The sequence below is a fragment of the Mesorhizobium sp. MC2-1-1 genome (genome assembly GCF_057597255.1).
The window spans coordinates 5,104,660-5,117,049 of sequence record NZ_CP195205.1 but is presented as its reverse complement, the minus strand read 5'-3'; the positions used below and the strand labels follow the sequence as shown (position 1 = coordinate 5,117,049).

Here is a 12,390-nt window from a genome sequence, read left to right as displayed (position 1 = left end):
ATCATCGAAAGCGACAGGAGGTTTTCATGAGCCGTCCGCCATTGCCGCCATTCACGGCCGAGACTGCGGCGCAAAAGGCGCGCCTTGCCGAGGACGCCTGGAACAGCCGCGACCCGGAACGGGTTGCGCTCGCCTATACCGAGGACAGCATCTGGCGGAACCGGGCCGAATTCGTCTCCGGCCGCGGCGAGATCGTCGGCTTCCTCAAGCGTAAATGGGCGCGCGAGCTGGACTATCGCCTGATCAAGGAGGTCTGGACCTGCAACGACAACCGCATCGCTGTGCGCTTCGCCTATGAATGGCATGACGATAGCGGCCACTGGTTCCGCTCCTACGGCAACGAGAACTGGGAGTTCGACGAAGCCGGGCTGATGCGCCGGCGCGTGGCCAGCATCAACGACCTGCCGATCACGGAGCGCGAGCGGAAGTATCACTGGCCGCTCGGCCGCCGCCCTGACGACTATCCCGGCCTTTCGGAGCTGGGGCTGTAGAACATCATCCCGAAAGGTGTGCGGCGGTTTTGCTTCGCAGACCTTCGGTTCGGAAAAGGCCGTGCTCAAGCAAGAGGGTTAAGCGCGCATGCGGCGGATCGCACCAGATCGCGACCAGTTGCTGGGGATCGTCGCCGAGGTTTTCCGCGAGCATGGCTATGAAGGCGCCAGCCTGGCCTTGATCGGCGAGGCGACGGGTCTGGGCAAGGGGAGCCTTTACCACTTCTTTCCCGGCGGCAAGGAGGAGATGGCGAGGGCTGTCATTGCCCATATCGACGACTGGTTCGAGGACAATGTCTTTGCGCCCTTGCGCGACAGCTCCGAACCGTTGGCAGGGATCGAAACGATGCTCGCGGCGACGGACATCTATTTCCGTTCGGGTCGCCGGGTTTGCCTGATCGGCGCCTTCGCGCTGGATGAAGCCCGCGACCTGTTCGCCAGCCAGATCAGGAACTATTTCGGCCGCTGGGTCACGCATCTTGCCGATGCGCTGGCGCGAGGCGGACATGCGCCCGCCGAGGCCTTGGACCTCGCCGAGGAAGCCGTCGCGGCCATCCAGGGCGCGCTCACGCTTGCCCGCGCGTCCGACGATACCGGCGTTTTTTCGCGCGCGCTGCGGAGGGCTCGTGGGCGGTTAGGGATTGCGCCGGGCGATTAGATCATTTCCAGGCCGCGTTTGCGCGTCGGCGGCGGGAAGGCGCGGTCGAGCTCGGCGAAATCCTCCGCCGTCAGGATGATGCCCAGCGCGGCGGCGTTCTGGCGGACATGCTCCTGCCGGCCAGCCTTCGGAATGGCGATGACGCCCGGCCGCGCCATCGCCCAGGCGAGCGCGATCTGAGCGGCCGTTGCGTTGTGGCGCGCGGCAACCGCCTCAATCCGTGCATTGTGGGCCAGTGCGCCCTGCTCGACCGGCGAATAGGCCATCAACGGGATGCCGCGCGCATTCATCCAGGGCGCAAGATCGAATTCCGGGCCGCGACGCGACAGATTGTAAAGCACCTGGTTGGTCTGGACGTTACCACCAGACGGCAAACTGACCAGATCCTCCATCTCGTCGGTGTCGAAATTGCTGACGCCCCAATGGCGGATCTTGCCTTCGGCCTTCAGCGCCTCGAAGGCCTCCACGGTCTCGACCAGCGGCACGCTGCCCGGCCAATGCAGCAGATAGAGATCGATGCGGTCGGTGGCGAGCCGCTTCAGGCTGTTCTCGCAGGCGCGCTTCACGCCGGCGCGGGAGGCGTTGGAGGGCAGAACCTTCGAAACCAGGAAGGTCTCGTCGCGACGCCCGGCAATGGCTTCGGCAACCACTTCCTCGGCGCCGCCGCCGGCATACATTTCGGCGGTGTCGATCAGCGTGATGCCGAGATCGAGCCCAAGCTTCAGCGCCGCCACCTCATCGGCACGGCGGCGACCATCCTCGCCCATCTTCCAAGTGCCCTGACCGAGCACTGGAATGGTTTCGCCGGACGGCAAGGTGGTGGTTCTGATCGTGGAAGGCATGGCCTGCTCCGCTTGAAGCCGGATCGCAGCACAGCCCTGGCCGGAAATCCAGACTGAAGTGTTCGCCCGCGTCCAGACTCCGGCGCGCGGGAATCACTTCACCGGGTGCCTGGCGAGCCAGTCCTGCATCTGCTCGATCTCGGCTTCCTGCGCCGTCACGACGCCTTCGGCGAGCTTGCGGATCTCCGGATCCTTGCCGTGGGCGATCACGACCTTGGCCATGTCGATGGCGCCCCGATGATGCGGGATCATGCCGCGGACGAAATCAACATCGGCGTTGCCGGTGTATCTGATCGCCATGTCCTTGTGCATCTTCTTCATAGCCGCCTCATAGCCGACGGTGGCCGGGCTCTGGACGCCCATCGCCATTTTGGACATGTCGTGCTTCATCTCTTCCGATTGCGCCGGCACGCTTTCCAGGAAGACGGCGAGCAGCATTCCGGCCGCCATCAGCAGCAGCACGATTTTCTTGGCCAAGGTCATTCAGGTCTCCTTCTGCTTGGATTTCGTATCTGGGGGCTTTGCTCAGAGTTTCAATGTTCTCAGCCGCAAGGCGTTACCAATGACGGAAACCGACGACAGGCTCATCGCCGCCGCCGCTATCATCGGCGACAGAAGCGTGCCGGTGAGCGGATAGAGCGCGCCGGCCGCGACCGGCACGCCGAGCACGTTGTAAAGGAAGGCGAAGAACAGGTTCTGGCGGATGTTGCGGATCGTCGCCTGGGCCAGCGTGCGGGCCCTGACGATGCCGTTGAGGTCGCCCTTGACCAACGTGATGCCGGCGCTTTCGACCGCGACATCGGCGCCGGTGCCCATGGCGATGCCTACATCGGCGCCAGCCAGCGCCGGCGCGTCGTTGACACCGTCGCCGGCCATTGCAACGCCGGCGCCACTCGCGCGCAACTGCTCGACCAGCGCGCCCTTCTCATCCGGCAGAAGGCCGGCTCGGACCTCGTCGATGCCGAGCTTGGCGGCGATCGCCTTTGCCGTGCGCTCGTTGTCGCCGGTCGCCATGATGATGCGCAGACCCTTGTCGTGCAGGGCCTTGATCGCTTCGGCGGTCGTTGCCTTGACTGGATCGGCAACGGCGACGAGGCCGGCGAGCCTGCCGCCGACGGCGACGAACATTGCCGTCTTGCCCTCGGCCTGCAGCGTCTCCGCGGTGGTGGAAATGGCTGCTATGCCGACGCCGAGATCGGCCATCATCGCCGCATTGCCCAGCGCCACCTTCTTGCCGGACACGCTGCCGGTAACGCCCTTGCCTGTTTTCGCCTCGAAGTCTCCGGCATCGGCGAGCTTGACGCCGCGTCCGGTCGCGCCCTCGACGATAGCCTCGGCCAGCGGATGTTCCGAGCCCTTTTCGAGGGCGGCGGCGAGGCCCAGAAGCTCGCTCTCTTCGATGCCTTGAACCGCCACGACATCGGTCAGCCGCGGCTTACCCTCCGTCAGCGTGCCGGTCTTGTCGACGATCAGCGTGTCGACCGAGGCGAACCGCTCCAGCGCCGCCGCTTCCTTGATCAGAACGCCGGCATGCGCGCCGCGACCGGTCGCCGTCATGATCGACATCGGCGTCGCGAGGCCGAGCGCGCAGGGACAGGCGATGATCAGCACCGACACTGCCGAGACGATGGCGAAGATCAGGCTCGGCTCGGGACCGAGGAACGCCCAGGCGAGGAAGGCGACGACGGCGACCAGCACGACCGCCGGAACGAAATAGAAGGACACGCGGTCGGCCAGCCCCTGGATCGGCGCGCGCGACCGCTGCGCCTTGGCGACCATCTCGACGATGCGCGACAAGGTGGTCTCGGCGCCGACCTTCTCGGCGCGCATCACCAGCGAGCCGTTCTTGTTAAGCGTGCCACCGGTAAGCGCGTCGCCTTCGGTCTTCTCGACCGGCAGCGGCTCGCCCGTGATCATCGATTCGTCGATCGCCGAGCGACCTTCCAGCACGATGCCGTCGACGGGAACGGCGTCGCCCGGACGGATGCGCAGCCGGTCGCCGGCCTGGACGCTGTCGAGCGGCACGTCCTTCTCGGAGCCGTCGGCGCCGATCAGCCGCGCCGTCTTCGGGGAAAGGTCGAGCAGCGCGCGAATGGCAGAGCCAGTGCGTTCGCGGGCCCTGAGTTCCAGCACCTGGCCGAGGAAGACCAGCGCGACGATGACGGAGGCGGCCTCGAAATAGACCGGCACGGCGCCGTCATGGCCGCGAAACTGATGCGGGAAGATGCCCGGGAAAAGGACGGCGACCACGCTGTAGAGATAGGCGGCGCCGACGCCCAGCGAGATCAGCGTCCACATATTGGGGCTGCGGCTGAGGATCGAATCCCAGCCGCGATGGAAGAACGGAAACGCCGCCCACAGCACCACAGGGCTCGCCAGCGCCAGTTCCACCCACGTCTTCGTCCGGCCGTCGATGAGATTGTCGAAGCTGAGACCCAGCATCGGCGCCATGGCGAAGACCAGCAGGGGCACGGAGAGCACGGCGCTGATCCAGAACCGGCGCGTGAAATCGACGAGCTCGGGATTTGGGCCTTCGTCGCCTGTCGGCACGCCCATCGGCTCCAGCGCCATGCCGCAGATCGGACAGGAGCCGGGCTTGTCGCGGACGATCTCGGGATGCATCGGGCAGGTGTATTGCGTGCCCTTCGGCATCGGCTGCGGCTCGGGCCGGCCGGCGCGGTATTTTGCCGGCTCCGCCTCGAACTTGCCTTGGCAAGCGGCGGAGCAGAAATAAAAGCCCTGTCCTTCATGGCGCAGAAAGTGCTTGGCGCTCGCCCGGTCGACGCTCATGCCGCAGACGGGATCGGTGGCTGTAAGATATGCCTTCGGTTCGGCCTGGAATTTCGTGCGGCAGCGCTCGCTGCAGAAATGAAATGTCCGGCCGGCATGCTCGGCGGCCGGCTTGCCGGCCGCCGGATCGACCGTCATGCCGCAGACAGGATCGCGAATCACCGCTTCGGCGGCGGGTGCCGCACCCTTCGACGAGCAGCAGGATGCGCCATGCGAGTGATGATGGTTGTGGTCGGAATGGGTCATCAGCAATGCTTCCAAATTCTCGAATTGAGGCGGAGGTAGTCCTTCCAGCAACTGGAAGGTCAAGGGGCATCCCTGCGCTTTTTCGTCTGTTGCGCCGCGCCGAGTTCAGACTGGAAGCATTCTTCCCAAAATAAGCGCGCGCCAAACACGGCCGCCATGCTATGCACGCCGCCGTTTGAGTTCAGCGAACCCCACCCGATGAAATGCCTCGTCATAAATCTCGACCGATCCACCGACAGGCTGGCGCATGTGACAGCCGAATTCGAGCGAGCCGGCGTGGCTTTCGAGCGTGTAGCCGCAGTCGACGCGCAGGCCCTCCCGGACCTCGGTTCAATGCCGGTGCGCAAGAGGCCGGTCTCGCAGACGCGGCTGACGGACGGCGAGATCGCTTGCCTGCTCAGTCACAGGGCCTGCTGGTCCACCATCGCTTCGGGCGACGATGCTTATGTCGCGATCTTCGAGGACGACGTGATGCTTTCGGAGAAATCCGGCGCGCTGCTGGTGGATCGCGGATGGATTCCGGCAGACGCCGATATCGTCAAGCTCGAAACGTTCCTGCACAGAACGATCGTTGGAGTAAAGCGGGTCGCTGCCTGCCATGGCTTCTCGGCAAGCAGGCTACACGACCTGCATATGGGCAGCGCCGGCTACATCGTGTCGAAGAAGGCCGCCGGCGCCCTTCTGGAGGCGACGCAGGAAATCTGCATCCCCGTCGACCATGTGCTGTTCAACCCGAAGCTCGAGACCTCGCCCGGCAGGGTGATCTACCAGCTGTGGCCGGCGCTTTGCGCGCAGGAGCAATTCCTCGGGTGGGAAATGGTCAAATTCCCGAGCCTGCTCAAACAGGACCGCCTGGCGCGGCTTGCGTCCAGGGACGTCCGCCAAAGGCCAAGGGCATCCCCATACGAAAAGATCCGCCGTGAGTTGCGGCGGCTGTCGCTGCAATTTGCCGATTTGTGCCGGTTGCGGCGGTGGAAGATCGTGCCGTTCGATTATCGCGGGAAGCGCGTTCGCCGGCCCCATACACAGCGCGGACAAAACGCGCTATAGACGCCGCCGAATGACAAAGATCTCCCTGAAACTCGACGAAATCATCGATGGCGACGCGCTGCGCCGCGACCTGACCGCGCTGACGGCGGCGAACGCCGGCGATGGCTCCGGACCGGCTGTTCGCGCGGCCGTGCTGCAGCTGCTCAAGGGCAGGATGATGGAAGGGCGCAAGGTCGCCGAGGCCATGCTCAGGGTCGATGGCGGCGGCAATGCCTGTGCCGAGCGGCTCTCGTATCTGATGGATGAGCTGATCCGGGCTCTCTATGATTTCGCCGCCGCCCATGTCTACCGCGTCAAGAACAGGTCCGTGGCCGAGCGCATGGCGGTCGTGGCGGTAGGGGGCTACGGCCGCGGCACACTGGCGCCGGGCTCCGACATCGACCTTCTGTTCCTGCTGCCCTACAAGCAGACGCCGTGGGGTGAGCAGATCGTCGAATACATGCTCTACATGCTGTGGGACATGGGGCTGAAGGTCGGCCACGCGACCCGCAACATCGAGGACTGCCTCAGGCTGTCGCGCAGCGACATCACCATCCGCACTTCGATCCTCGAGGCGCGTTTCCTGTGGGGCGAAAGCAAGCTCTTTGACGAGCTGCTCACTCGTTTCGACCATGAGGTGGTGCGCACGACCGGGCCGGAATATGTGCAGGCCAAGCTTGCCGAGCGCGACGAGCGACATGCAAAGGCAGGCGAAAGCCGCTATCTGGTCGAGCCCAACGTCAAGGACGGCAAGGGCGGCCTGCGCGACCTGCAGACACTGTTCTGGATCGGCAAATATTTCTATCGCGTCCGCACCGGCCATGAACTGGTCGACAAGGGCGTCTTCACCGAGGCCGAATATCGCGAGTTCCAGAAGGCCGAGGATTTCCTGTGGGCGGTGCGCTGCCACATGCATTTCCTTACCGGAAAGGCGGAGGAGCGGCTGCATTTCGACATCCAGCGCGAGATCGCCGAACGTTTGGGCTATACGACGCATCCCGGCCTGTCGGCCGTCGAGCGCTTCATGAAGCACTATTTCCTCGTCGCCAAGGATGTCGGCGACCTCACCCGCATCTTCTGCGCGGCGCTCGAGGAAGAGCAGGCCAAGCATGTGCCGGGCTTCAACCGCATCTTTCTCACCTTCCAACGGCGCAAGCGAAAGCTTGCCGGCACCTCCGATTTCATCGTCGACAATCACCGCATCAACATCGCCGACGACGGCGTGTTCGAACGCGACCCGGTCAACCTGCTGAGGTTGTTCTGGTTCGCCGACAAGCATGGGCTGGAGTTCCATCCCGATGCGCTCAAACTGCTGACCCGCTCGCTGGGCCTGGTCAACAAATCGCTCCGGCGCGACGAGGAAGCCAACCGGCTGTTCCTCGACATATTGACCTCGGACCGCAACGCCGAGCTCAATCTCAGGCGCATGAACGAGGCAGGGTTGCTCGGCAGGCTGATCCCCGACTTCGGCAAGATCGTCGCCATGATGCAGTTCTCGATGTACCACCACTACACCGTGGACGAGCACCTGATCCGCTGCATCGGCGTGCTGGCCGAGATCGAGCGCGGCGACGGCGAAAAGATTCACCCGCTGGCGCATTCGCTCATGCCGGGGCTCAAAAAGAGCCGCGAGGCGCTTTATGTCGCCGTGCTTTTGCATGACATCGCCAAGGGCCGGCCGGAAGACCATTCGGAGGCCGGGGCCAGGATTGCACGGCGCATCTGTCCGCATATGGGGATGTCGGCGGCCGACACCGAGACGGTCGCCTGGCTGGTAGAGAACCACCTGGTGATGTCGATGACGGCGCAGACGCGCGACCTCAACGACCGCAAGACTATCGAGGATTTCGCCTCGATCGTGCAATCGGTCGAGCGGCTCAAGCTGCTCCTGGTCCTTACCGTCTGCGACATCAGGGGCGTCGGGCCGGGTGTGTGGAACGGCTGGAAGGGGCAGTTGCTGCGCACGCTCTACTACGAAACCGAACTGCTGCTGACCGGCGGATTCTCGGAAGTTTCGCGCGCCGAGCGTACGGCGGCCGCGCGTGAACGGCTGGCCGAGGCGCTCGCCGCCTGGCCGGCCAAGGAGCGCAAGCGTTACGTCGCGCAGCACTACGAGAATTACCTGCTGACGGTCGACCTCAACGACCAGCTCCGTCATGCCGAATTCGTCCGCGAGGCAGATGCGGCGGGCAAGAAGCTCGCCACCATGGTCAAGACGCATGAGTTCGAAGCGGTGACCGAGATCACCGTGCTGGCGCCCGACCATCCGCGCCTGCTTTCGATCATTGCGGGCGCCTGCGCGGCGGCCGGCGGCAACATCGTCGACGCCCAGATCTTCACCACTTCGGACGGACGCGCGCTCGACACCATCCTGATCTCCAGGGAATTCGACCTCGACGAGGACGAGCGCCGCCGCGGCCAACGCGTCGGCCGGCTGATCGAGGACGTGCTTTCCGGGAAGAGCTGGCTGCCCGAGATGATCGAAAAACGCACCAAGCCTAAGCGTGGCGCCAAGGCTTTCCGCATTCAGCCGCGCGCCGAGATCCGCAACACGCTATCGAACCGTTTTTCGGTCATCGAGGTCGAGGGGCTGGACCGGCCTGGCCTGCTGTCCGAGATCACCGGATCGCTTTCCGACCTGTCGCTCGACATCGCCTCGGCTCATATCACGACCTTCGGCGAAAAGGTCATCGACACGTTCTACGTCACCGACCTTACCGGCCAGAAGATCGACAGCCCGACGCGCACCGCCACCATCCACAAGCGGCTGATCGATACGCTGGAAGGCAATTCGCCCGAGCGCAGCGGCAAGGCCAAGGCAGCGGCTGAGTGACCATCCAATTGACGCAATTTCCCCGGCAGTCGTTCCCAGCATGAGCCTCGTCAAGAAATTCGCCACCGTCGCTTCCGGCACGCTGATGAGCCGCGCGCTGGGTTTCGGCCGCGAGATGCTGATGGCGGCGGCGCTGGGCACCGGGCCGGTTGCCGATGCCTTCAACGCCGCCTTCCAGTTTCCCAACACCTTCCGCAGGCTGTTCGCCGAAGGCGCCTTCAACGCCGCTTTCGTGCCTCTGTTCGCCAAGGAGATCGAGCAGCATGGCAACGAGGGGGCCAAGCGCTTCTCGGAAGAGGTGTTCGGCGTCCTTTTCTCAGCGCTTCTGGCGCTGACCATCGCCATGGAACTGGCGATGCCGCTGATCGTGCGCTACCTGGTGGCGCCGGGCTTTGCCGACATTCCGGGCAAGTTCGAGACGACCGTCACGCTTGCGACGATCATGTTTCCGTACCTGATCTGCATGTCGCTCGGCGCAATGATGGCCGGCATGCTGAACTCGCTGCGCCGCTATTTCGCGGCGGCGATCGCGCCGGCCTTCCTCAACATCATACTGATCAGCGTGCTCGCCTATGCCTGGTATCACGGGCTCGACGCGCATGACGTCGGCTTCGGTCTGTCCTGGGGCGTGCTGGCGGCGGGCATCGTGCAGCTTGCGATCGTCTGGATCGCGGTGCGCAATGCCGGTATCTCGATCGGCTTCCGCCGGCCGCATCTGACGCCCAACGTCAAGCGGCTCCTGGTCCTGGCGCTGCCGGCGGCGATCACCGGCGGCATCACCCAGATCAACCAGCTGATCGGCACGGCGATCGCCTCGGCGCAGAACAGCGCGGTGTCATCGCTGGCCTATGCCGACCGCATCTACCAGCTACCGCTCGGCGTCGTCGGCGTGGCGGTGGCCATCGTGCTGTTGCCGGAGCTGTCGCGGGCGCTGAAATCGGGCAACCTGACCGAGGCCGCCAACCTGCAGAACCGTTCGGTCGAGTTCACACTGTTCATGACGCTGCCGGCGGCCGCGGCGCTTTGGGTAATGTCGGAACCGATCGTGCGGCTCGTCTACGAGCGTGGCGCATTTGCAGCCAACCACTCGACGCCGATCGTCGCCTCGATCCTGGCGATCTTCGGCCTCGGCCTGCCGGCCTTCGTGCTCATCAAGGCCTTCACGCCGGGATATTTCGCGCGCGAGGACACGCGCACGCCGATGATCTTCGCGGCCATTTCGGTCGGCGTCAACGTCGCCATTGCGCTGACCCTGTTCCCGTCGCTGGGCGCGCCCGGCATCGCGGTCGCTTCGGCCGTCGCCGGCTGGGTCAACGCGCTGATGCTGCTTGCCATGCTGATCCGGCGCGGACATTGGGGGCGCGACATTCCCTTGCTGAAGCGCATCCCCAGGCTGGTGCTGTCGGCGGTGATCATGGCGACCGCGCTTTATTTCGCCGAGCGCCACTTTGCCACGCAGATCGGGCCCGGGTCACCGCTGGCCGTCAAGGCAACGACCGTGCTTGCCCTGGTCGCCGGGGGTGCCGTGCTCTACTTCATCGCGGCTTTCGGCACCGGCGGCGCCGATTTCGGCATGATCCGCAGAAACGTCAAGCGCGGCACGGGCAATAACGCGGCTGCGCCGAAACCCGATCTCGACGAATAATCGGACGACATCCCGCTATCGTCTCCACTTGCTCCCGCCGTTGCGTTGGTACATAAGCGCGCCGTCGAAAGACTTTCGCCGCGTGCGAAACGGCCCTCCACAAGCCAATGAGGAACTCATGTCCGCATTCAAGCCACTCGTATTTTCGGGCGTCCAGCCGACCGGCAATCTGCACCTCGGCAACTATCTCGGCGCCATCAAGAAATTCGTCGCCCTCCAGGAACAGTCCGACTGCATCTACTGCGTCGTCGACCTGCATTCGCTGACGGCGCAGCTCGTCCACAAGGACCTCGGCGACCAGACGCGGTCGATCACCGCGGCGTTCCTGGCCTCCGGCATCGATGCCAAGAAGCACATCGTCTTCAATCAGTCGCGGGTCATTCAGCACGCCGAGCTTGCCTGGATATTCAATTGCGTGGCGCGCATCGGCTGGATGTACCGCATGACGCAGTTCAAGGACAAAGCCGGCAAGGACCGCGAGAATGCCTCCCTCGGCCTGCTTGCCTATCCCAGCCTGATGGCGGCCGACATCCTGCTCTACCGCGCCACCCACGTGCCGGTGGGCGAGGACCAGAAGCAGCATCTGGAGCTAACCCGCGATATCGCCCAGAAGTTCAACAACGACTTCTCCGACAAGATCGCCGCGCTCGGCGTCGGCATCGAGATGAGGATAGGCGAGGAGACGGTGAACGGCTATTTCCCGATCACCGAGCCGGTGATCGGCGGCCCGGCGGCGCGCATCATGAGCCTGCGTGACGGTTCCAAGAAGATGTCGAAGTCGGATCCTTCCGACCTGTCGCGCATCAACCTGACGGACGACGCCGACACCATCTCGAAGAAGATCCGCAAGGCCAAGACCGATCCGGAGGCCTTGCCGAGCGAGGTGGACGGGCTGGAAAGCCGCCCCGAAGCGGAAAACCTGGTCGGCATCTATGCCGGCCTCGCGGAGATCTCGAAAGAGGACGTGCTGAAGGAATATGGCGGCCAGCAGTTTTCCGTGTTCAAGCCGGCGCTTGCCGACCTTGCCGTGGAGAAGCTGGCGCCGATCGCCTCCGAGATGCGCCGCATCGAGGGCGACCGCGCCTATGTCGACGCCGTGCTCAAGGACGGCGGCGAGCGGGCGCGTGCGATCGCAGAGGGCACGATGAAGACCGTGCGCGACATCGTCGGCCTGCTGCAGGACTGACCGGCGATCCGGTCTCATAGGACCATTGCCGCATTGGCCGGCGGCTTGCCGCCGGTTCATGGCGGTGGCAGATTGCGGCCGAAACCATACCGAGCAGATAGACATGGTCTCCAAACGCCTCAGCCGCGAAGCCGGCCATCGCCGTAAATTCCTGGCGATCATCGACGACACGCCCGAATGCGAGCGCGCCGTCGCCTATGCCTCGAAGCGGGCGCAGAGCACCAATGGCGTGCTTGTGCTGCTCTATGTCATAGAGCCCGACGATTTCCAGCACTGGCTGGGGGTCGAGAAAATCATGCGCGAGGAAGCTACCGCCACGGCGCGCGCGGCGCTCGACACCTATGCCAACAAGGTGCGCCAGAAGGTCGGCATCGAGCCGGAGCTGGTGGTGCGCGAAGGCAAGCCGACCGAAGAGATCCACAAGCTGATCGAAGAAGACCAGGATATCGCCATCCTGGTGCTGGCGGCCGGCGCCGGCAAGGAAGGGCCAGGACCGCTGGTCGGCGCGGTAGCGGGCAAAGGCGCCGCCTTTCCCATTCCCGTCACGGTGGTGCCGCAGAACCTGTCGGACGAAGAGATCGACAGCCTCGCCTGAGATGAGGGACATCCGGCGGGCGCTCTGAACTGTTCGCCCAGCCCGAGCCAAGCCAAACGAGAAGTAGCGCTACAC

The 12,390-nt window shown here is 64.5% G+C and carries 10 protein-coding genes; 7 read left to right on the top strand and 3 right to left on the bottom strand.

The annotated features are described in order from the left end of the window. Positions 1–26: 26 nt before the first annotated feature. Both ACR64R_RS25280 and ACR64R_RS25275 read left to right on the top strand, forming a co-directional pair. Positions 27–491: a nuclear transport factor 2 family protein gene (locus ACR64R_RS25280; RefSeq protein WP_487358963.1), complete on the top strand. Its 465-nt coding sequence runs from the start codon at positions 27–29 to the stop codon at positions 489–491. Positions 492–579: 88 nt separating this feature from the next. Then, complete coding sequence (locus ACR64R_RS25275) at positions 580–1,149, top strand: TetR/AcrR family transcriptional regulator (protein WP_487358962.1); 570 nt, start codon at positions 580–582, stop codon at positions 1,147–1,149. Here ACR64R_RS25275 and ACR64R_RS25270 read toward each other — a convergent pair. The 3 genes from ACR64R_RS25270 to ACR64R_RS25260 all read right to left on the bottom strand — a co-directional run bounded on the left by ACR64R_RS25270 (position 1,146) and on the right by ACR64R_RS25260 (position 5,027). Then, complete coding sequence (locus ACR64R_RS25270) at positions 1,146–1,991, bottom strand: aldo/keto reductase (RefSeq protein ID WP_487358961.1); 846 nt, start codon at positions 1,989–1,991, stop codon at positions 1,146–1,148. The genes ACR64R_RS25275 and ACR64R_RS25270 overlap by 4 nt on opposite strands. Positions 1,992–2,084: 93 nt before the next feature. Further along, complete coding sequence (gene copM, locus ACR64R_RS25265) at positions 2,085–2,474, bottom strand: CopM family metallochaperone (RefSeq protein WP_487358960.1); 390 nt, start codon at positions 2,472–2,474, stop codon at positions 2,085–2,087. A 42-nt stretch (positions 2,475–2,516) separates the two neighbouring features. After that, complete coding sequence (locus ACR64R_RS25260) at positions 2,517–5,027, bottom strand: heavy metal translocating P-type ATPase (protein WP_487358959.1); 2,511 nt, start codon at positions 5,025–5,027, stop codon at positions 2,517–2,519. Between the two features lie 198 nt (positions 5,028–5,225). On the opposite strand from ACR64R_RS25260, the gene ACR64R_RS25255 reads away from it, so the two are divergent. The 5 genes from ACR64R_RS25255 (at position 5,226) to ACR64R_RS25235 (ending at position 12,315) form a co-directional block, all read left to right on the top strand. Continuing rightward, positions 5,226–6,077, top strand: a complete 852-nt coding sequence (locus ACR64R_RS25255) for a glycosyltransferase family 25 protein (RefSeq protein WP_487358958.1) — start codon at positions 5,226–5,228, stop codon at positions 6,075–6,077. 10 nt (positions 6,078–6,087) lie between these two features. Continuing rightward, a complete protein-coding gene (locus ACR64R_RS25250) occupies positions 6,088–8,889 on the top strand; it encodes a [protein-PII] uridylyltransferase (protein ID WP_487358957.1) in 2,802 nt (933 codons plus the stop codon). Between the two features lie 40 nt (positions 8,890–8,929). Then, a complete protein-coding gene (murJ, locus tag ACR64R_RS25245; RefSeq protein ID WP_487358956.1) occupies positions 8,930–10,534 on the top strand; it encodes a murein biosynthesis integral membrane protein MurJ in 1,605 nt (534 codons plus the stop codon). Positions 10,535–10,652: 118 nt separating this feature from the next. Then, positions 10,653–11,720: a tryptophan--tRNA ligase gene (gene trpS, locus ACR64R_RS25240; protein ID WP_487358955.1), complete on the top strand. Its 1,068-nt coding sequence runs from the start codon at positions 10,653–10,655 to the stop codon at positions 11,718–11,720. Positions 11,721–11,823: 103 nt separating this feature from the next. After that, entirely contained in the window at positions 11,824–12,315 is a 492-nt protein-coding gene (locus ACR64R_RS25235; RefSeq protein WP_487358954.1) for a universal stress protein, read from the top strand. The last annotated feature ends 75 nt before the right edge of the window (positions 12,316–12,390 follow it).

Coding starts and splice junctions, on each gene's coding strand:
- ACR64R_RS25275 (WP_487358962.1), top strand. CDS start 580: ATGCGGCGGATCGCACCAGATCGCGACCAGTTGCTGGGGATCGTCGCC.
- copM (WP_487358960.1), bottom strand. CDS start 2,474: ATGACCTTGGCCAAGAAAATCGTGCTGCTGCTGATGGCGGCCGGAATG.
- ACR64R_RS25280 (WP_487358963.1), top strand. CDS start 27: ATGAGCCGTCCGCCATTGCCGCCATTCACGGCCGAGACTGCGGCGCAA.
- trpS (WP_487358955.1), top strand. CDS start 10,653: ATGTCCGCATTCAAGCCACTCGTATTTTCGGGCGTCCAGCCGACCGGC.
- ACR64R_RS25235 (WP_487358954.1), top strand. CDS start 11,824: ATGGTCTCCAAACGCCTCAGCCGCGAAGCCGGCCATCGCCGTAAATTC.
- ACR64R_RS25260 (WP_487358959.1), bottom strand. CDS start 5,027: ATGACCCATTCCGACCACAACCATCATCACTCGCATGGCGCATCCTGC.
- murJ (WP_487358956.1), top strand. CDS start 8,930: ATGAGCCTCGTCAAGAAATTCGCCACCGTCGCTTCCGGCACGCTGATG.
- ACR64R_RS25250 (WP_487358957.1), top strand. CDS start 6,088: ATGACAAAGATCTCCCTGAAACTCGACGAAATCATCGATGGCGACGCG.
- ACR64R_RS25270 (WP_487358961.1), bottom strand. CDS start 1,991: ATGCCTTCCACGATCAGAACCACCACCTTGCCGTCCGGCGAAACCATT.
- ACR64R_RS25255 (WP_487358958.1), top strand. CDS start 5,226: ATGAAATGCCTCGTCATAAATCTCGACCGATCCACCGACAGGCTGGCG.